The 20,232-nt window shown below is 44.7% G+C and carries 17 protein-coding genes; 7 read left to right on the forward strand and 10 right to left on the reverse strand.

Features of this window, described 5'->3' with window-relative positions; translation table 11 throughout:
* Positions 1-33: 33 nt before the first annotated feature.
* From coaE to NBH06_RS04460, 6 genes are all read right to left on the reverse strand, one after another.
* The gene (gene coaE / locus NBH06_RS04435; RefSeq protein ID WP_250792995.1) at positions 34-609 is read right to left on the reverse strand and encodes a dephospho-CoA kinase; all 576 of its coding nucleotides are present in this window, start codon (positions 607-609) and stop codon (positions 34-36) included.
* On the reverse strand, positions 606-1,670 hold the full coding sequence (locus NBH06_RS04440) for a YbbR-like domain-containing protein (RefSeq protein WP_021891369.1): 1,065 nt from the start codon (positions 1,668-1,670) through the stop codon (positions 606-608). Before NBH06_RS04440 ends, coaE begins: the two co-directional genes overlap by 4 nt.
* A gap of 118 nt (positions 1,671-1,788) precedes the next feature.
* Positions 1,789-2,115 carry a preprotein translocase subunit YajC gene (gene yajC / locus NBH06_RS04445; protein ID WP_021891370.1) on the reverse strand — a complete coding sequence of 109 codons (327 nt, stop codon included), beginning with the start codon at positions 2,113-2,115 and terminating at the stop codon, positions 1,789-1,791.
* A 69-nt stretch (positions 2,116-2,184) separates the two neighbouring features.
* Positions 2,185-3,111 carry a transcription antitermination factor NusB gene (gene nusB / locus NBH06_RS04450; RefSeq protein ID WP_021899661.1) on the reverse strand — a complete coding sequence of 309 codons (927 nt, stop codon included), beginning with the start codon at positions 3,109-3,111 and terminating at the stop codon, positions 2,185-2,187.
* Between the two features lie 139 nt (positions 3,112-3,250).
* Positions 3,251-3,586: a DNA-directed RNA polymerase subunit omega gene (locus tag NBH06_RS04455; protein ID WP_250792996.1), complete on the reverse strand. Its 336-nt coding sequence runs from the start codon at positions 3,584-3,586 to the stop codon at positions 3,251-3,253.
* A gap of 11 nt (positions 3,587-3,597) precedes the next feature.
* A complete protein-coding gene (locus NBH06_RS04460) occupies positions 3,598-4,401 on the reverse strand; it encodes an outer membrane protein assembly factor BamD (RefSeq protein ID WP_195343062.1) in 804 nt (267 codons plus the stop codon).
* 440 nt (positions 4,402-4,841) lie between these two features.
* On the opposite strand from NBH06_RS04460, the gene NBH06_RS04465 reads away from it, so the two are divergent.
* The 7 genes from NBH06_RS04465 to NBH06_RS04495 are packed head-to-tail and all read left to right on the forward strand — an operon-like array spanning position 4,842 to position 14,204.
* Positions 4,842-5,030, forward strand: a complete 189-nt coding sequence (locus tag NBH06_RS04465; protein ID WP_195632342.1) for a PspC domain-containing protein — start codon at positions 4,842-4,844, stop codon at positions 5,028-5,030.
* Positions 5,031-5,043: 13 nt separating this feature from the next.
* Positions 5,044-7,101, forward strand: coding sequence for an excinuclease ABC subunit UvrB (gene uvrB, locus NBH06_RS04470; protein ID WP_250792997.1), 2,058 nt, complete (start codon positions 5,044-5,046; stop codon positions 7,099-7,101).
* A 4-nt stretch (positions 7,102-7,105) separates the two neighbouring features.
* Positions 7,106-8,773, forward strand: coding sequence for a formate--tetrahydrofolate ligase (locus NBH06_RS04475; protein WP_250792998.1), 1,668 nt, complete (start codon positions 7,106-7,108; stop codon positions 8,771-8,773).
* 7 nt (positions 8,774-8,780) lie between these two features.
* Entirely contained in the window at positions 8,781-10,685 is a 1,905-nt protein-coding gene (locus NBH06_RS04480; RefSeq protein ID WP_046409655.1) for a YgiQ family radical SAM protein, read from the forward strand.
* Between the two features lie 17 nt (positions 10,686-10,702).
* Positions 10,703-12,811, forward strand: coding sequence for a dipeptidyl-peptidase Dpp5 (gene dpp5, locus NBH06_RS04485; protein WP_195491400.1), 2,109 nt, complete (start codon positions 10,703-10,705; stop codon positions 12,809-12,811).
* Positions 12,736-13,428, forward strand: coding sequence for an ABC transporter ATP-binding protein (locus NBH06_RS04490; RefSeq protein WP_250792999.1), 693 nt, complete (start codon positions 12,736-12,738; stop codon positions 13,426-13,428). Before dpp5 ends, NBH06_RS04490 begins: the two co-directional genes overlap by 76 nt.
* A 2-nt stretch (positions 13,429-13,430) precedes the next feature.
* Positions 13,431-14,204 carry an ABC transporter permease gene (locus NBH06_RS04495; protein WP_021899655.1) on the forward strand — a complete coding sequence of 258 codons (774 nt, stop codon included), beginning with the start codon at positions 13,431-13,433 and terminating at the stop codon, positions 14,202-14,204.
* Here NBH06_RS04495 and NBH06_RS04500 read toward each other — a convergent pair.
* The 4 genes from NBH06_RS04500 to NBH06_RS04515 all read right to left on the reverse strand — a co-directional run bounded on the left by NBH06_RS04500 (position 14,201) and on the right by NBH06_RS04515 (position 20,200).
* Positions 14,201-14,932 carry a phosphatase gene (locus NBH06_RS04500; RefSeq protein ID WP_008861813.1) on the reverse strand — a complete coding sequence of 244 codons (732 nt, stop codon included), beginning with the start codon at positions 14,930-14,932 and terminating at the stop codon, positions 14,201-14,203. The two genes, NBH06_RS04495 and NBH06_RS04500, sit on opposite strands and share 4 nt — an antisense overlap.
* Before the next feature lie 86 nt (positions 14,933-15,018).
* On the reverse strand, positions 15,019-16,515 hold the full coding sequence (locus NBH06_RS04505; RefSeq protein WP_195491398.1) for a WG repeat-containing protein: 1,497 nt from the start codon (positions 16,513-16,515) through the stop codon (positions 15,019-15,021).
* A 182-nt stretch (positions 16,516-16,697) separates the two neighbouring features.
* A complete protein-coding gene (locus tag NBH06_RS04510; protein WP_250793001.1) occupies positions 16,698-16,991 on the reverse strand; it encodes a PG0541 family transporter-associated protein in 294 nt (97 codons plus the stop codon).
* Between the two features lie 71 nt (positions 16,992-17,062).
* Entirely contained in the window at positions 17,063-20,200 is a 3,138-nt protein-coding gene (locus tag NBH06_RS04515) for an efflux RND transporter permease subunit (protein ID WP_250793003.1), read from the reverse strand.
* Positions 20,201-20,232 lie beyond the last annotated feature (32 nt).

Raw genomic sequence — 20,232 nt, forward strand, 5'->3', positions numbered from 1 at the left:
GTCCGGTTTAACCGTCTTCAAAACGAAAAATTCTCATTCCAATGACTTCAATAAAGATAAAACCCTGTGGATAACAGATACATTACCGTCATTCCAAATAATATGAGCAGCTCTTCTCTGTTTTTCTTCCTCGGACAATTGAGCAGCCATACGCTTTTTTATCTCTTCCTCGGTCAAACCGCTACGCTCGCGAACCCGACCTATTCTTAACTCTTCCGGTGCTGTCACCGTCCAGACTTCATCTACCAGTTCGTCAAACCGGGATTCATACAAAATAGCCGATTCCACAAAGCATATCTCCTCGTTTAGAGATTCGGACCATCGATAGAAATCGAAGCGTACCACCGGATGTACTATGGAATTAAGCAATACTATCTTATCCGACTTTCCAAATACCCGAGAGGACAACAAACCCCGGTTCAATCGACCGTTATGATATATATCTCTCCCAAAGCACTCCGATAGTTTCTGCACGACTTCCAACGAAGATTCCATCAGCCTCTTCGCTTCCGAGTCTGTATCATATACAGAATATCCCATTATACGCAGCAACCGAGAGACAACCGACTTGCCACTACCTATGCCACCGGTAATACCTATACGTCTCATATCGAATCGGGTGTTACTCGATTGGCAGAATCGACAGGAACTACAAATGCAGGTCTTTTCTGCTCCAAAATATAATCGACACTGTCTTGCGACAACACTATATTTCGGACATATTCCGGTGCATTCAATATCTTCACCCCTAATTTATCAGAGAGACGCCGCCGCGACAAATCCAGAAAATCGACTCCCAATAAAAAACTATCTTCATCGACCGCCGCAAACTTACTAAACGGCATCATGCAAGAAAGTTGCACCGACGAAGGAAATGTGATAAGAGACCAATTCGAAGGTACATTTTGCGGGATTACAGGGATATCGAGAATTTTAGAGGTCATTTCTTCCACAGGTATGGTGACGGTTACCTGTTCAGGAACAATTCGAAGATTCGGAATCTTCGCTATCTTGACAACCGTGCGAAGGGTATCGTTCAACTTTTTTGCTTCAAAATCGGTCGTATAAACCTCTTTAACTCGTTTTAATAAGGAAGACTCTCCATAAACCATCACCGAATCGACATCGGCGGTCATATCACCACTCAGTACACACTGAGGTGTAGTCGATGCGACACCTTTCACAACCAGCTTCACCCGTTTACCGGCATTGTGTGTGTACATCACTTTCAACGTATCGGGAATAATCGAAACAATACTCGTTGACGAACGGAGGGACTTTCGCAATATGGTTTCAAGCTGAGACGACAGCAACAAAAAAGAATTTCGCCCCTTATCATACTCCTGAAAATTAATCCGTAACGGGGACAATCCTTCTATCGCATACCCCAACATAACAGGACCTTTATCCCGTACTCTCACCTCGATATGAGACGGGAGATCATTAATAAGAGTCGTTTTCTCGGGAAGGTTTTGTAGTTCTATCGGTATTTTGAAAGAATTTTCAACCTCCTCATTCAGCCCTTGCATAAACCAGAATATCAACGAAAGGAGAACAAACCCCAAAAATGTAAACAATTCCCGCGTGCGTTCCTGACGGAATGCAGTACCAATCCTCTGGATAATCGACTTAAACTTTGCTACTATGCGGTCTGAAATATTCTCTTCCATATATCATGCAACGACTACATACAACAAAGATAAGGTTTTTTATCGACAGAACCGATGTTCCTTGATAAAAAACCTTATCTTCTTATTCTCCTGCAAAGGAGTCCTTTGAAAAAATAGATTACTTAGCTTGATCGGCTCCGCTATCCTTAGCTTCGGCAGCAGAAGGATAAACAGAATCTTTGGCAATACGAACACGAGTATTCTCGGCTATTTCGATAATAAAAGAATCGGATTTAACCTCTTTTATTTTTCCGAATAGACCTCCTGCCGTAACGATTTTGTCGCCGGTGGTGAGAGACTCACGGAACTTGCGAATTTCTTTCTGACGCTTCGTCTGAGGACGAATCATGAAAAAATAAAAAATAGCGATCAATGCAACCATCATCAGAATGCTCGACATTCCACTCCCCGTTGCAGCTTGTAAAAAAATTGATAACACTGTCATAATTTAGCTTTTAATAAAAAATTTATACTTGGATCCTAAAACCCGTACACAAATATATAACAAATTTCATTATTCTTTTGTTAGAACACCTTCTTTTTTAAGGTTATCGGCTATCGCATTCAATACACCGTTTACGAACTGCCCGCTCTTCGATGTACTATAAGCCTTTGCCAACTCGATATATTCGTTCAAAGTCACTCTTGTCGGTATCGAAGGGAATCTATGAAACTCGCTCAAAGCCACCATCATAATCACAATATCCATGAAAGCGACACGCTCGATCTCCCAATTTTTGATGAAATTTTCTATATAATTGCGATATTCTCCCCCATGAATCAATGTATTCCTGAACAGCTCTTTGGCAAATTCAGCATCGTCGTCATCTTTAAACATCGGTAATAACGATTGCGGGCCTCCGTTTTCTTCACTAAATTGTTTGATCGTTTTTAAAACGAATGTCGTTATAATCTCCAAATCGTCATTCCAATATAAAGACTTTTGCTCCAACAATTCCGTCAACTCCTCGTCGGTGCAGATCAAAGCCCTAAGGGCTTTTTTCCAGAACTCACAATCGTTTTCATAAGAATCGTCCGAAGAATCCATATACTCTTTATACAATTCACTCTTTACGATACGCTCCGAAAAGTCTCTCAGGAACTCCGGTTCATTGGTCCAAGTCACAGGTTTCTTCTCGTGGTAATCTTTATAGTCGTCACAATTCCTCAGCTGCTCGATAAACCGGTTATTAACGAAGCGCATATTGGGATTCTTCTCCTCGGGAGTCGCCAAGAATTTCATACGAGCAGCTTCCACCCTTGCAGCTTGCGTATCGGTCAATTCGACCATCAAAGTCAATAATAAATGATACAACTCGTAAGATTTTTCGAAACTGAAAAACAATTCTTTCTCAGCTTCCATAACAGTCTTGTCTTTCGTCAGGAAATACGAATAGGCTATTTGAACGACTTTGGAACGGATTAATATTCTATTAATCATAGTTTTAATGAACTAATTGAGCTTTTTACTTTTCTCGGTAACAAACTAATAAAACGATTGTACCGACAGACAAAGAAATCTGCAAGCCGCACCATCATCATACAGAATAGTGCGGCTTGCAGGTATACTTTACAGACTATTATTCAATAGCCGATTTTTCTTTCTCGGGATTTTTATAATATACTTTACCCTCTATATATTCTTGTGTAGCAATGAGAACCGGTTTCGGCAATTTCTCATAATAACGAGAGATCTCAATTTGTTCCCGATTTTCAAAAACCTCCTCCAAATTGTCGTTGCAAGAAGCGAATTCTTGAAGTTTCTTTTCAAGATCGGTCTTCATCTCGACTGCAATTTGATTGGCTCTCTTGGCAATAATACAAACCGTTTCATAAATGTTTCCCGTGTCGGAAGACAACGCCACCATATCGCGTGTTATGGTGTTTGTCGGTGCATTTGTTTTCTTGTAATCCATTATTTTAAAGATTAATCTTTTACGTATTTATTCGCCACTTTAAAAATATTCTCGGCTTCTTTCGAATATTCTCCCGAAGGATAATCGTTGATAAACGAATAGTATTCGTCGATGACATCGCGAAAACGCTCAGGTTTCTTTTCTTCGATACTCTGTACCGCTTCTTGATATTTCGACTTCAAAATCAACATGGACAAAGTTTCCTTATATCGCGTATAGGGATATTCTTTCAAAGCGTTTTGCGCCGTAATGATAGCCGATTGATAATTATTCCCCATATAATTACCCAAATTATAATATAACTGGGCATTCAATAGCTCTTTATACACAAGTTTGTCTTGTAACTCAAAAATAATATCTTGTGCCTGTTTAGCCCGTTCGCTATTCGGGAAATAATCGAGGAAACGCTGCATTTCATCGATTGCTCTATAAGTGCCTGTTTGATCCAATTTAGCCTCGGGAGAATCCAAATAATAACCATATCCGCAATAAAAACGGGCCAATTCGGTATATTCCCCTTTGGGATAATTTTTATAATACGCCTGAAAATATTCGCCAGACGTAATATAATCCTTATTCAAATAATAGCTCCGAGCCAATAAATACAACGACTCTTCTGCCCTATCCGTTCCTTTGAAAATTGCAACCAACTCTTCGAGCAAGGTCGCAGCCTGCATATATTTTTTCCGTTCAAACGCCTTCTTAGCATAGTCGTATTTCAGCTCATAATCAGTACTTTTCAGTATCTTATTATATTCGCCGCACGACACAAGGAGCAAAGCACAAACTATCGAACAGATTACTTTTCTCATTATTAATTTATTTATCAGTTTGCAAAGTTAGAGATTTCACACGAATATAGAAAGGAAATAAGAGAAATTTAACGATGACCGGGATAAAGACTCCTTATTTATCGGTAATAATAAAGTTTATATCGACCAACTTTTTTTGTCAGTATCAGCAAATATATTATCTTTCATATTTTCATACCGGCCTTTATGAAAAACAGACAGGTGCGTTTTGTCCGGTTCTCTCGTTTTGTCTTATTATCTTCGTAGATACAAATAGGAGGAGGCTCGGCATAACCAAGTCGAAAATATGATTTCCGTTTGCCCCTACGCTCACCTTTCACTATCTTTGCACAATAGCGAAAACAGGATGCGGTTCGGCATAGCCCAATCGGAAATTTCATTTCCGTTTGTCTCTGCTCTCACCTTTCACTATCTTTGTATTCTGAAAAATTATCAAACATAAAATGAATACGATAAAGAAACTTACCCGTCCCCGCAACGGCCGCATGTTAGGCGGCGTATGCGCAGGTATAGGTGAATATTTAGGTATAGACCCTACCGTGGTCCGTATCATCTTTGTACTGCTCGGGACAATAGGCCTCAGCCCGCTGGTTTATTTAGTCCTTTGTTTTGTAATCCCGGAATCTTATTAAAGAATCGATTTCAATGGACTTTAAACTCATTTCACCTTATCATCCGACAGGGGACCAACCGGAGGCTATCGACGAGTTAAGTCGGGGAATACTCGACGGGACTCCCTATCAGACTCTATTGGGTGTAACCGGGTCGGGAAAGACATTCACTATGGCGAATGTAATCGAGCGGGTCCAGAAGCCGACTCTCATTTTAAGCCACAACAAAACTCTGGCCGCACAATTATATAATGAGTTCAAAAGTTTTTTCCCCGAAAATGCAGTAGAATATTTCGTTTCATATTACGATTATTATCAACCGGAGGCTTATATCCCCTCGACCGACACTTATATCGAAAAGGACTTGGCCATCAACGAAGAGATAGACCGGTTGCGTCTATCCACCACATCGGCCCTTCTTTCGGGTCGCAAGGACGTTATCGTGGTATCTTCGGTTTCATGCCTATACGGTATAGGGAATCCCGAAGACTTTCACAGCAATGTCATCGACATAAAGGTTGGCGACAATATCGGAAGGAACCGACTATTGCGACATTTCGTCGATTCGCTGTACTCCCGTAACGAGATAGAACTGAGCCGGGGTAATTTCAGAGTGAAGGGCGACACGGTAGACATTTATCTCGCCTATGACGACGTGATTGTCCGTATCGAGTTCTGGGGCGAAGAAATCGAGTCAATACGTACCATAGACCCTGCGACGGGAAACAGCACGGGGACATTCGATGCTTACAAAATTTTTCCGGCTAACCTATTCGTCACGACCAAAGAGCGAATAGACAAAGCTATCGGAGAGATAGAAATCGACCTCGGTAAACAAGTAGAATTTTTCAAATCCATCGGAAAAAACTTAGAAGCCAAACGGCTTTACGAACGGGTGACCTACGATGTGGAGATGATTCGGGAAATAGGCCACTGCTCGGGGATAGAAAACTATTCCCGATATTTCGACGGCCGAGAAGCGGGAACCAGACCTTTCTGCCTGCTCGATTATTTTCCCAAAGACTTCCTAACGATTATCGACGAGAGCCATGTGACCGTACCACAAATCCGAGCGATGTACGGAGGCGACCGATCCCGCAAAATGAATTTGGTAGAATACGGATTCCGACTACCTGCCGCCGTAGACAACCGGCCTTTGAAATTCGACGAATTCGAAGGATTGGCTCGGCAAATCATTTATGTAAGCGCCACTCCCGCCGATTATGAATTGGAAAAGAGCGAAGGTATCGTCGTCGAACAAGTTATCCGTCCGACGGGATTGCTCGACCCTATCATAGAGGTACGTCCCAGCCTGAACCAAATCGACGACTTATTAGAAGAGATACAACTAAGGATAGAACGCGACGAACGAGTTCTGGTAACGACCCTAACCAAACGTATGGCCGAGGAGCTGAACGCTTATCTCGCCAAGCTCGACATCAACTGTAATTATATACACTCCGATGTCGACACTCTCGATCGTATTAAAATTTTGGACGATTTACGAGCGGGTGTTTACGACGTGCTTATCGGGGTTAACCTCTTACGCGAAGGATTGGATTTACCCGAAGTCTCGTTAGTGGCCATACTCGATGCCGATAAAGAAGGCTTCCTACGCTCGCATCGTTCGCTGACACAAACCGTAGGACGGGCCGCAAGAAACCTCAATGGGCGGGTAATCATGTATGCCGACCGAATCACCGAAAGCATGCAAAAAACCATAGACGAGACCAATAGAAGGAGAGAGAAACAGTTGGCTTACAACGAAGAAAACCATATCACTCCCCAAGCGATACAAAAGTCGAAGAGCTCGGTGCTCATATCGAATGCAGATACAAAACAACAGGCGCAACCGTCCAAAGCGACCAAACCGACAAAAGCGTACAGCGACGAATATCGGGAACATGTAGATATCGCCGCCGATCCTATCGTCAAATATATGTCGAAAGAACAGTTGCAAAAGGCCATCGAACGTACTCGCAAACAGATGGTCGAAGCGGCAAAAAAAATGGATTTCATCGAAGCGGCACAATATCGGGACGAGCTTATAAAACTAGAAGATTTATATCAAAAAACAACCACGACTACCTGAATTTATGAAAAGTGATACTGAAATAGCCGACAGCACAGTCTTGGAAGAAATAGATACCATAGCCCGCAAAGCGGGTATTCCTGTCAAAAACTTATTCCACTACGGTCCTTATATAGCCAAAGTACCGCTCAAACTTATCGACGACCATAAAGCAAAAAAGAGCCACCTCATATTGGTAACCGCTATTACCGCAACCAAAGCCGGTGTGGGAAAAACGACCGTGAGCATAGGATTGGGCATGGGACTCAACCATATCGGTAAGAAAGCCTTCATCGCTTTACGAGAGCCTTCGCTGGGTCCATGTTTCGGGATTAAGGGCGGAGCTACCGGCGGCGGGTACGCACAAGTACTACCTCCCGAAAGAATCAATCTGCACTTCACCGGAGATTTCCATGCCATTACGTCGGCTCACAACTTAATAGCCGCACAGTTGGACAACTATATTTTCCAGAACCGAGCCGAGGGCAGTGGACTGAAAAACATACTTTGGAGGCGGGTAATGGACATGAACGACCGATCACTAAGGCAGATTGTGACCGGATTGGGGGGACTCAACAACGGGATTCCCACGGAAGCAGGATTCGACATTACTCCTGCATCGGAAATCATGGCGATTCTTTGTCTCTCGAAAGATATGGAAGACATGGAACAACGCATCGGCCGTATCGTCGTTGCACATCGTTATAATGGAGAGCCGTTCACGGTAAACGATTTGGGTATCACAGGCCCTGTGCTCGCCTTGTTACGCGATGCGATAGAACCTAATTTGGTGCAAACGACCGAACATAATCCTGTACTCGTACATGGAGGGCCGTTCGCCAACATTGCTCACGGCTGCAATTCGGCCATAGCCACCCGCATGGCTCTCACTTTCGGCGACTATGTCGTAACCGAAGCGGGCTTCGGAGCTGACTTGGGAGCCGAAAAATTCTTCAACATCAAATGCCGTCAAAGCGGACTTCGTCCCGATTTGACAGTCCTCGTGGCGACCACATTATCGCTGAAAATGCACGGAGGCGTTCCCGAAGCAGACATAACGAAACCGAACAGAGAGGGTATCGTTCAAGGATTCGCCAACCTCGACAAACACATCGAAAACCTACAATCTTTCGGACAAACTGTATTGGTGGCTCTCAACCGTTTCACCAGCGATACTGATGAAGAAATAGAACTCATCATGCGCCATTGCGAACAAAAAGGTATAAGATGCGTCGTGAACAACGCTTACACCGACGGCGGTATCGGGGCCGCCGATTTGGCACATGCCGTTGTCGAAGAGATAGAAAACAATCCGTCTCGTCCGTTACGTTTCACCTACGACGATAACGATTCCCCGGCCGAAAAAATAGAAAAGATCGCACACACTATCTACGGTGCGGGAGAGGTCGTATTCAGTCAAAAAGCCGAGAAGAAGTTGAAACAAATTAAGAACTGGAACCTAAATCATTTACCGGTTTGTATCGCCAAAACCCAATATTCATTTTCAGCTGATCCGAAACGATACGGGTTGGTTAAAGATTTTCAATTTACCATCAACGACATAGAATTAAATGCAGGTGCTGGCTTTATCGTAGCCATAGCCGGAGAGATGCTACGCATGCCGGGTCTCCCCAAGCACCCGCAAGCACATCAAATAAAAGTAGTAAACGGAAAAATCGAAGGGCTCTATTAACAAGAAAATGAAAGAATACCGATTACAAGATTGGTTACCGACCACTCGCAAGGAGATGGATTTACGAGGCTGGGATTACGTCGATGTAATCCTATTTTCGGGAGATGCTTATGTGGACCACCCCTCTTTTGGGGCTGCCGTGATCGGACGCACGCTCGAAGCCGAAGGATTGAGAGTGGCTATCGTTCCCCAACCTAATTGGCAAGACGATTTGCGGGATTTCAAAAAATTGGGTATCCCCCGGTTATTCTTCGGTATTTCGGCGGGAGCTATGGACTCGATGGTGAACCATTATACCGCAAACAAGAGATTGAGGAGCGACGATGCTTATACTCCCAATGGCCGACATGGCATGAGACCCGACTATCCTACAATCGTTTATAGCCGTATCTTAAAACGGTTATTCCCGGACACTCCGATTATCGTTGGGGGAATCGAAGCCTCTATGCGACGCCTGACTCACTACGACTACTGGCAAGACAAACTATTACCCGGCATTCTGGCTGACTGCCCGGCCGATTTGTTAATTTACGGAATGGGAGAACGTCCCATTATCGAAATAGCCCGCCGGTTACAACAAGGTGAGAACATAAAACAGCTCGACGACATTCCTCAAACAGCAAGCATGCAACCTCTTTCGAATATGCCTTGCATTACGGAAGACGAAGGGAATATCGTCCTCGCATCACACGAAGAATGCCTACTCCACAAACGGAAGCAATCGGAAAATTTCAAGCACATCGAGGAAGAATCCAATAAATACCACGCTAAGCGACTTTGGCAAAGCGTGGGAGAGCGGGCAATTATGGTCAATCCTCCTTACCCGCCCATGACCGAAACGGAAATAGATGCCTCGTTCGACCTTCCTTATACCCGTATGCCCCACCCCAAATACAGAGGGAAAACAATTCCAGCATATGAAATGATAAAATTCTCGGTCAATCTGCATAGAGGGTGTTTCGGCGGATGTGCATTCTGCACCATCTCGGCACATCAGGGCAAATTCATTGCCTCCCGTTCCAAAGAGTCCATTCTCAAAGAGGTAAAACAAATCATCGATATGCCCGACTTCAAAGGATATCTGAGCGATTTGGGAGGCCCCTCGGCAAACATGTACCGAATGCACGGGGCAAATGAAGAACTTTGCCGAAAGTGTAAACGGCCTTCCTGCTTGGCTCCTCAAATCTGCCCGAATCTCAATGCCGACCATTCGTCTTTATTGGATATATACCAAGCCGTCGATGCCCTACCCGGCATAAAAAAATCGTTTATCGGCAGCGGAGTACGGTACGACCTTTTGCTCCACCGCCACAAAGATAATGAGTTAAACCATTGTACTCGGTTTTATACAGAGGAACTCATATCCCGTCACGTCTCCGGTCGACTGAAAGTAGCCCCGGAGCACACTTCGGACCGAGTTCTCAACATCATGCGCAAACCTTCGTTCTCTCTCTTCGAAGAATTCAAACGAATTTTCGAACGAATAAACAAGGAGAAAGGTCTGAACCAGCAAATTATCCCTTATTTCATATCGAGCCACCCAGGCTGTACAGAGGAAGATATGGCAGAATTGGCGGCTTTGACAAAACAAATGAATTTCAAATTGGAACAAGTACAGGATTTTACGCCTACTCCTATGACTCTGTCCACCGAAATTTATTATACAGGAATACACCCCTACACCGGTGAGAAAGTTTTCACAGCCCGAAAACCAGAAGAGAAGTTAAACCAACGTAAATATTTCTTCTGGTATCTCCCCGAAAAGAGAAACGACATACAAAATTCACTCAAACGCATGCACAGAAACGATTTGGCGGAAAAACTATATGGGAACACCCCGTGGAGAAAACCGGCAAGAATCGTAGGTGAGACAAAGAGTAGACAAAAAAAGAAAAAACCGAACAATAAATAAACTATAAACCGTTATTTATGAACAAACTAAATTGTATGATGATGGCAGGAACTTTATTAGTAACGGCCTGTCAGCCGACCGGAAAAACCGGAGACGTAATCGGCAAACAACCCGTAAAAGTCGAGAATGGAATCATGACCACAGAAGTGCTCATGGCATTCGGCAGAGTAAGCGGTCCCGTAGTTTCTCCTGACAAGAGTAAAATTTTGTATGGTGTCTCTTACGAAAATCTGGAACAGAACAAAAGCAACCGTGAGCTCTTCGTCATGGACATCGACGGACAAAACAAAAAGCAAATCACTTGTACTCCCGAATCGGAAGGTAATGCCGTATGGATCGACGGAGGCAAACAAATAGCATACCTGTCGGGAAAGAGCGGAGATTCACAATTATGGATTATGAATGCCGACGGTAGCAATGCCCGACAAATAAGCTACCATGAGAAAGGTGTCCACGGTTTTTTATTCTCGCCCGACGAGAAACATATACTTTTCATCGGCAACGTGAAATACAGCGAGAAAGCCTCGGACCTCTATCCCGACCTCGATAAGGCGACAGGACGTGTGATCGACGATTTAATGTACAAGCATTGGGACGAGTGGGTGGAAGAGATACCCCACCCTTATATCGCTTCATTCGACGGTAAACAGTTAACCGATATTACCGACATTATGGAAGGAGAGCCATACGAATCCCCCATGAAGCCATTCGGTGGTATCGAATCTTTCGCATGGACTCCCGACAGTAAAGCCGTCGCTTATACCAGCCGAAAGAAAACCGGTATGGAATATTCTTTATCGACAAATTCAGATATTTATCTGTATGACCTCTCCACCCAAGAAACCAAAAACCTTACCGAGGGCATGATGGGATACGATACTACACCGGCGTTCTCGCCCGATGGGAAATATCTGGCATGGGGCAGCATGGAACGCGAGGGTTACGAATCGGACAAAAATCGACTCTTCATCATGAACATGGAAACAGGAGAAAAACAAGACCTGACCTCCGACTTCGATTACAGCACCGATGAATTGGCTTGGAGTCCCGACGGAAAATCTCTATATATCCGTTCGGCCTATCAGGGAGAAATACACATTTTCAAAGTAGGGCTCGATAAAAAAATCGAACAAATCACGACCGGATACTACGATTATGCCTCATTGGCTCCCGTAAACGACAACTGTTTGATCGCCATGCGCCACTCTTTGTCTCAGCCCGACGAAATTTATAGTATCGACCCGCAAAGCAAAGAAGTAAAGGAAATCTCTTTCGAGAATAAAGATATTCTGGATCAAATCACTATGGGTAAAGTCGAAGAACGCTGGATAAAGACGACAGATAACAAAAAGATGCTTACGTGGATCGTTTATCCTCCCCATTTCGATCCTTCTAAAAAATACCCCGCTATCCTCTATTGTCAAGGCGGACCTCAACAACCGGTGAGCCAATTCTGGTCTTACCGTTGGAATCTGCAATTAATGGCGGCCAACGGATACATCGTTATCGCACCCAACCGTCGGGGTCTTTACGGATTCGGTCAAGAATGGCTCGAACAAATCAGCGGAGATTACGGAGGCCAAAACATGAAAGACTATTTCAGCGCGACCGATGAGATGAAAAAAGAACCGTTCATCGACGGCGACCACATGGGCGCAGTTGGCGCCAGCTACGGAGGATTCTCGGTCTATTGGCTGGCCGGACATCACCAAAAACGATTCAAAGCATTTATCGCCCACGCAGGTATCTATAACCTCGAACAACAATATGTAGAAACCGAAGAAATGTGGTTTGCCAACTGGGATATGGGCGGAGCTCCGTGGGATAAAAAGAATGCCACGGCACAACGTACGTTCGCTACATCGCCGCATAAATTCGTAGACCAATGGGACACCCCCATACTCATCACTCACGGAGAATATGACTTCCGCATTCTTGCCTCGCAAGGTATGTCGGCGTTCAACGCAGCCAAACTGCGAGGAGTTCCGGCAGAAATGCTCATCTTCCCCGATGAAAACCACTGGATATTGAAGCCTCAGAACGGCGTACTGTGGCAAAGAATTTTCTTCCGTTGGCTCGACCGTTGGTTGAAGCCGCAAGCTACAACTACCGACCAACAAAAATGATCGAATTCGACAACATAACTTTCATTTATGACAACAAGCCTCTGATGCAACACTTCTCGTGTTGCATCAGCTCCGGCGAGAAAGTGGTGCTTTACGGACCTTCGGGACACGGTAAAAGCACCCTTCTTGCTTCGGTAGCCGGCTTTGTTTTACCAGACGAAGGCTCTATCCGTATAAACGGTAAAATCCTCGACAGCGTTGCCATACAACAAATACGACGGATAACCGCATGGTTGCCCCAAGAGTTCACTCTTCCGTTTGAAACAGTCGAAGAACTGATCGCAGCCCCTTTCAGGCTAAAAATAAACCAACCGTCGAGACCCACGAGAGAAACTATCCTGAATCATTTCGCAAGACTCGGACTGGAACCCGAACTGTATGAAAAACGCTCTATTGAAATATCGGGAGGACAGCGCCAGCGCATTATGCTGATGATAACGGCTTTGTTAAACAAAAAAATCGTTCTTTTGGACGAACCTACCTCGGCTCTCGATCCCGACTCTATTTCTCTTATCATCGATTACATTCACGCCATGCGGGAAACAACCGTAGTGATGGTGTCGCACGACACTCGCTTCATAGAGGCGTTCGACCGAAAAATATACATCGGAGACTGATTATGGAAACAATAAATATCGGATACGGACACATGGCTTTGGGATTTCTGTTATTGATAATCCCTACCTATTTTCTCTACCGTTACCGTACCGGTTTGGTAAAAGACACGCTTATTGCCGCGCTACGTATGACCGTACAACTCTTCCTCATCGGATTTTATCTCGAATACCTGTTTTTATGGGATAAACTGTGGATAAATCTGTTATGGATATTGCTCATGATAATCATAGCTTCATCGACCGCACTGAAACGAACCCACTTACCCGTACGAACTTTATTCATGACTGTTTCCGTTGCATTTCTCGTCTCACTACTCATCATAGACTTTTATTTTTTAGGCTTAGTCGTTCGCCCGGAAAAAATCTTTACCGCCCGATATTTTATTCCCATCAGCGGTATGATTTTAGGCAATATGCTCTCGGCCAACGTTATCGCTCTCAATTCGTTTTACGGCTCTCTAAACAGAGAACGACAATTATACCTTTATCTGTTGGGGAACGGCGCATCTCCCAGCGAAGCCCTGACCCCCTTCATGCGTGAAGCCCTCATCAAATCGTTCAACCCCACGATCGCATCAATGGCTGTCATGGGACTTATCGCCCTTCCGGGAACTATGACCGGACAAATTTTAGGAGGCAGCAGCCCAAGCGTAGCCATCAAATATCAAATCATGCTAATGATAACCATCTTCGCATCTTCGCTCATATCGGTTTTGCTCACCCTATGGATTTCCCGTAAGAAAACATTCGATAAATACGGAATGACGAAATTCTAAACGACCATTTCCTCCCGGTTGCGTCTCAATCGAGCTTTGAACACATCGGGCTTATCATTGAGAATAAGCTCTTCGGGAAACTCGGTCTCCACCAACAGAGGATACAGCCATCTGTAATCGGCGATGGAAAAAGAGATATGGGCATCACTCCCCAAAATGACAGGTTGCTCATAGTGTTTGCACAAACGCAGGATTTCCAAATTATTTTCTCTCGCTTTCTCCTTATGGCGATATGGATTGAGAGAACTGTTGTTTATTTCCAACAACACCCCGTTCTCTTTGGCAGCCAGCACTAACGGTTCAAAAAACAGATCGGCCGTACCGTCACCGGGGTGACTGATAATGTCGATATGACCATTACGTATAGCACCTTCCACAGCCAATGTATTCTGCTCGACCGTTCCCGGCCGATAACACAGCGAATGAAGTCCGGCTATACGAATATCCAAAAATTTAAAATATTCTTCTTCCAAGTCGAGAGAACCTTCATAATCGACTATATTTATCTCGGCGCCTAATAAGAGTTCCACCCCGTACATCAGCCGCGGCACTACCGGTAAATTCCGAAAATATATGGGTGAACAAGTTCCCGGAATGCCACCCGTGTGTTCCGTAATACCCAATATTTGCAGGCCTTTATCGGCTGCCGTGCGAACCATCTCCTGTAAAGTACTGAAAGCATGTCCGCTAGCAACCGTGTGAGTATGTACGTCGAGAAGAATTTTCATAACAGATCTATTTAAGACTCGGTAAAGATAGTCCAATTCGCACGAAGAAACAACAGCCCCTCACGAAACAGGAAATGTCCACCCTGTTACTGATAGATAGCGATCATCTCGTTACAAGTATTGATGATGTTCTGCTGCGACTGTATGTTGTGCTTGATAGCAGCCGAATTGGGGTCCTCGATCAATTTCATCTGTAAGCGGGTCAGCTCTTCAATGGCCCGGCTGCGGCGGATTTCCCACTCGACCCGACGGGCTGGATCGCTTCGATTGCTACCCGACGAAACGGGTGCCGAAACTGCGGGAACAGACACCACGTCACTACCCACGCTACCACTGGCGGGTGTCTCACTACCAGCAGAGATGGCACCCGGAGTCTCCCGACCGTTACTGTCGAGCCTGTTACCCTCCTCATCAAAGATGAATATCTCACCACCGCTTTTAAAACAGAACACACCGTAGCCCGAGCGATAAGTGCTCGCATAGCTGTTAGAGGGGAGCAAAAAGACTTCGCGTCCCGTGGTATCGATATACCCTACCCTCCCATTGCGAGCCACCCGGGCAAAGCCATTTTCAAACCGGCTCACCCGACTGTATATGCAGGGTATCACCTCTTCGCCCTGCTTATTTATGAATCCATGTTTACCCTGCTGTTCCACATCAATCAGCCCCTCGCTGAATAATTCACCTATCCGGTCGTAACGTGCCGAAGTCAGTTCTTTCTGCTCGGCATCGACAAAGCCATAGAGACCGTTCTCATAGAAATAAAACACATCAACGTCACAAATACCCATCGCCTCATAACGCGGGGTCGAGATAAACTCGCCGTCTTTGTCGATCAAACCATAGAGACCATTGAGACACGCCGGGGTCACCTCGCCATAAAAGGAGATGGCTTTTTCGAACCGACAGGGAATTACCTCTCGGCCCGTCTCGTCGACGTAGCCATAGAGTCCTGCCTCGTTCTGCACGCAGCCGCGGCCATTTCTAAACATTTCTGCTTCCCGATAAGAGACAGGAGACACCTCGTAACCGTCGGTATCGACATATCCTTTTCTCCAATTCTGTTCGACTACGGCCAAACCTTCGTTATAATCATTCACACGTTCATACCGGCAGGGCACCACAAGGTTCCCCTCGGAATCGATATAACCATAGTTATAATACTCGTCACAAACCGCACTACGGTCGCAACAGAAACCGCTTATCGGCTGAATACCTGACGGGAGGGAGAATTCCTCTACCCCACCGTCGCGATAGACAAAAAGTTTGTACACCCCCTCTTTCGAAAGAGCCACGATACCACCAGGCTCGACAAATACCAGCTCATAAATACAAGGTATCACCTCCTTGCCCCTCTCGTCAATACAACCATAGACAGCTGTCTCGCGACCCGACTCAGTCTTAGTATCCATGCTCACCCGAGCTATACCGTGCTCGAAATTATCAATGTGCGTATATTTCAAATGCAAGTTGAGAATATAGGGAGTGATTTCCACTTTTCCACTTCTCCCACACGATGTCAATAAGGAGATACCAACTACTGAAAAAATCATGAGGCAGCTCCAAATGCTTGAATGTTTCATAGTACACAATTTTATGCAATACAAAAATAATGATTTTACCGAAATATGAAGACAATCGGACTACAAATTATCCCCTTTCGACAAATCGTTGAGATATCCTCACGGCCTAATACACCCAGAGGCTGCACCGAAATATTCGATGCAGCCTCTGGGTGGGTGTGTGATGTTCGGACACAAACCCGTCAAATTGCTTGCTCTATATTCCAGACAAAGGCCCGTAGCCCAAGCTGGGGAGTAACCTCGTCCATCTGATGCAGTTTTTCCAACAGCGGCTCTACTTTACTATCCTCGACAACGGTTATAATGGCAGAACACATGGAAGGCCATGCATGACTGCCATAGTGGGGTTCCCCTGTTTTGGAACCACGTCCTCTCATCTGTTCGAAATAAGAGAACCCCCGACAAGAGAGTTTATCCAACAGTTCGATAATTCGCACATAGTGAGCTTGATCAAAAGTGATAAGAACAGATTTCATATCGAATTATATTTTTAGTGTTCTGTTTTCCTTTTTCCGATTCTGGGAAAAGGAAAACAGAACATTTTGATTTAGTTATTAGAATTTATCTTTACATCTTGAAGCAGTCGTTCGTGATGTTTCTTGCGTTTGCGCTTCACACCGACAGAAGCAAATACACAATAAAGTACAGGTATGAGAATCAATGTCAAAATCGTAGATACTGTCAAACCACCGATCACAGCCGTACCCATCGGCCTCCACATTTCAGAACCTTGCCCCGTACCGATAGCCATAGGAACCATACCTAAAATCGTAGTTAAAGTCGTCATGATTACAGGACGCAAACGAGAATGTCCACCTGTTACAACGGCTTCACGTATTCCCATACCTCTTTCCCGGTTCAACGATATATAGTCGATAAGCACGATACCATTTTTCACCACAATACCAATAAGCATTATCGCACCGATCAACGACATCACATTCAACGTATTGCCCGATAACCACAGGGCCAAGAATACACCAGAGAATGCAAAGGGCAACGAGAACATAATGATAAACGGATAGGTCAACGACTCGAATTGGGCAGCCATTACAATGAACACCAAAATCACGATGAGATACATCAAAGTAAATAAGTCGCCAAAAGAATCCTGTTGATCCTCATAAGTACCGGACAATTGTATACTGATACCCGAAGGAAGCGACATTTGGTCTATTTTTTCCTGAGCCGCAGCAACAACTTCGCTCATCGCAGCTCCCGAAAGAATAGCCGAAACCGTATTGATACGCTCACGGTCTTTACGGTCAATCGTCGGCGGAGCAAACCGCTCTACAACGGTCCCTAATTCTTTCACACGAACGCCTTTTCCCTGAGCATTATAAACGACAATATTTTCTATGTCTTCTATCGATGTACGATATTCGGGCGCATACATTACTTTAATATCATATTCCTTTCCTTCCTCACGGAACTGGGAAGCCGTAGCTCCATTGATACGATTCCTCAAATAAGTAGCGGCAGTCGCCAAGTTAAGTCCGTTAAGAGCCAGCTTCTCCCGGTCGAAATCTACCTGATACTCGGGCTGATAATCTTCCCGGCTAATACGTATTTCACTGACACCATTTATATTCCGGAGCAGAGCAGAGAGCTGAGCCGCCACACTATCGGTCTCCTCGAACGAATAGCCGTAGATTTCATAGTCCAACGAGGTTTGTCCACCCATAGCGCTGGAACCTCCGCCCAAATTCACTTGTGATTTTTTGATTTCGGGATATTCCTCCAAATCTTTACGCATCAAATCACAAATCTCCGACAGTGTTCTCTTCCGTTCTCCCGGATCGCTCAAACTGATATTAAAAGTCAAAATATGAGAACCATTCTTACTCATCGAAGCAAAGGTATTGTCTGTACTGGCCTGTCCTGCCGTAAAGTTACAAACTTCAATTTCGGGATATTTTTCCAGCCATTGGTTATACAACCGCATACCTATCTCTTTTGAAATTTCCGTACGTGTTCCGATGGGCATTTCAACTGTCACGCCTATACGCCCATTATCCTGAGTAGGCATGAACTCGGTTCCCACGAAACGTACCAAGAATATACTGAGGAGGAAGAACGACATACACGAAACAATAACTACGGAACGGTGTCCCACAGCCCAATGCAACAAACGAGCATAGGCGTTATCAAAGCTGTCCAACCCCTTTTCGACAGGTCCATACAGCAATTTGAAAAGTTTAGACTGCTTGGGCTGCAATTTCAACATGCGGGAACAGAGCATCGGAGTCAACGACAAAGCGCATATAATAGAGATAACCATAATAATTGTCACCATCCAACCCAATTGTTTGAAAAGGACCCCGGTCATACCGGTTACCATCGTCAACGGGAAGAACACGGCGATAAGCGTCAACGTGGATGCTACCACAGAAAGTCCCACTTCATTGGTTCCATGTATGGCGGCCTGCCTTGGCTCGCTTCCCCGTTCAATGTGATTCGTCACGTTTTCGAGCACCACAATGGCATCATCGACTACCATACCGATGGCGATCGAAAGAGAAGAAAGAGAGATGATGTTCAACGAGTTTCCCGTAGCCGCCAAATAAATAAACGAAGCGACCAACGAAATAGGGATTGTAATAACGATAATCAATGTAGCTCTCCATCTTCCTAAGAAGAGGAATACGACAAGCGAGACGAACAACAGTGCCAGAACGACGGTTTCCTCCAACGTGCCAATCGTGTTGCGGATATTATCCGAAGTATCGACAATCACACCTAACTTCACATCGCTAGGAAGATTTTTCTGCAATTTAGGCAATGCCTCCATAACAGACTTTGAGATTTCCACAGAATTTGCGCCAGATTGTTTCTGGACGATAATCATCGCCCCTTGTACGCCATTGTTATAGGTTTCTTGCGCCCGTTCTTCGATCGAATCGTGTACAACGGCGACATCTCTTAAATAGATTGCCTTTCCTCCGAAATTACCGACAACAATATCGTTCATTTGTGCGGCATCGCTAAACTCACCTTGCACCCGTAATGAATAAGTTTCCGATCCTATATCGAAAGTACCACCGGGGATATTACGATTCTCTGCCCCGATAATCGAAGAAATGGCTTCAATACTAAGATTATAGGCTTCGAGTTTGACCGGATCGACATAAATCTGTATTTCTCGCTCGGGTGCTCCACTGATAGAGACAGAGCCGACACCACTGATACGAGCCAAAGGACTGGCGACGTTGTCATCGAGAATTTTATACAATGCCGGCATACTTTCATTTGCTTGTACAGAAAGCATCATGATAGGAATCATGTCGGCACTAAATTTGAATATAATGGGATTTTCGGCATCATCGGGCAATTCCGATTTTACCATATCCAATTTATCTCGCACGTCATTGGTGAGAACATCGATGTCTTCACCAAATTCAAATTCGAGAGTAATCAACGATATGTTTTCTTTCGACTCCGAAGAAATGTGCTTCAAATCGCTTACCGCATTCAATGCATTCTCCAAAGGTCGAGTAAGGTTATTCTCAATATCGGCAGCACTGGCTCCGGGATATGCCGTCATGACCATAATCGTATTGGTCTCGATATCCGGGAAAAGGTCGATCGGCAGCTTTGTAAGGGAAAAGAGCCCCATTATGGCCACTGCGACAAAGCACAACGATGTCATAATTGGCTTCTTTACCGAACCTTCATATAGACTCATATAATTTTTCTTTAATGTGTGAATTAGTTAAT

Origin of the sequence: Barnesiella sp. B2-R-119 (genome assembly GCF_023656675.1) — a bacterium.
Classification (GTDB): domain Bacteria; phylum Bacteroidota; class Bacteroidia; order Bacteroidales; family Barnesiellaceae; genus Barnesiella; species Barnesiella intestinihominis.

Bases quoted from the DNA above. Each gene is read 5' to 3' on its own strand.
- NBH06_RS04495 (WP_021899655.1), top strand. From the start codon at position 13,431: ATGGAAACAATAAATATCGGATACGGACACATGGCTTTGGGATTTCTG.
- coaE (WP_250792995.1), bottom strand. From the start codon at position 609: ATGAGACGTATAGGTATTACCGGTGGCATAGGTAGTGGCAAGTCGGTT.
- NBH06_RS04440 (WP_021891369.1), bottom strand. From the start codon at position 1,670: ATGGAAGAGAATATTTCAGACCGCATAGTAGCAAAGTTTAAGTCGATT.
- nusB (WP_021899661.1), bottom strand. From the start codon at position 3,111: ATGATTAATAGAATATTAATCCGTTCCAAAGTCGTTCAAATAGCCTAT.
- NBH06_RS04510 (WP_250793001.1), bottom strand. From the start codon at position 16,991: ATGAAATCTGTTCTTATCACTTTTGATCAAGCTCACTATGTGCGAATT.
- yajC (WP_021891370.1), bottom strand. From the start codon at position 2,115: ATGACAGTGTTATCAATTTTTTTACAAGCTGCAACGGGGAGTGGAATG.
- NBH06_RS04480 (WP_046409655.1), top strand. From the start codon at position 8,781: ATGAAAGAATACCGATTACAAGATTGGTTACCGACCACTCGCAAGGAG.
- NBH06_RS04515 (WP_250793003.1), bottom strand. From the start codon at position 20,200: ATGAGTCTATATGAAGGTTCGGTAAAGAAGCCAATTATGACATCGTTG.
- dpp5 (WP_195491400.1), top strand. From the start codon at position 10,703: ATGAACAAACTAAATTGTATGATGATGGCAGGAACTTTATTAGTAACG.
- uvrB (WP_250792997.1), top strand. From the start codon at position 5,044: ATGGACTTTAAACTCATTTCACCTTATCATCCGACAGGGGACCAACCG.
- NBH06_RS04475 (WP_250792998.1), top strand. From the start codon at position 7,106: ATGAAAAGTGATACTGAAATAGCCGACAGCACAGTCTTGGAAGAAATA.
- NBH06_RS04465 (WP_195632342.1), top strand. From the start codon at position 4,842: ATGAATACGATAAAGAAACTTACCCGTCCCCGCAACGGCCGCATGTTA.
- NBH06_RS04505 (WP_195491398.1), bottom strand. From the start codon at position 16,515: ATGAAACATTCAAGCATTTGGAGCTGCCTCATGATTTTTTCAGTAGTT.
- NBH06_RS04455 (WP_250792996.1), bottom strand. From the start codon at position 3,586: ATGGATTACAAGAAAACAAATGCACCGACAAACACCATAACACGCGAT.
- NBH06_RS04500 (WP_008861813.1), bottom strand. From the start codon at position 14,932: ATGAAAATTCTTCTCGACGTACATACTCACACGGTTGCTAGCGGACAT.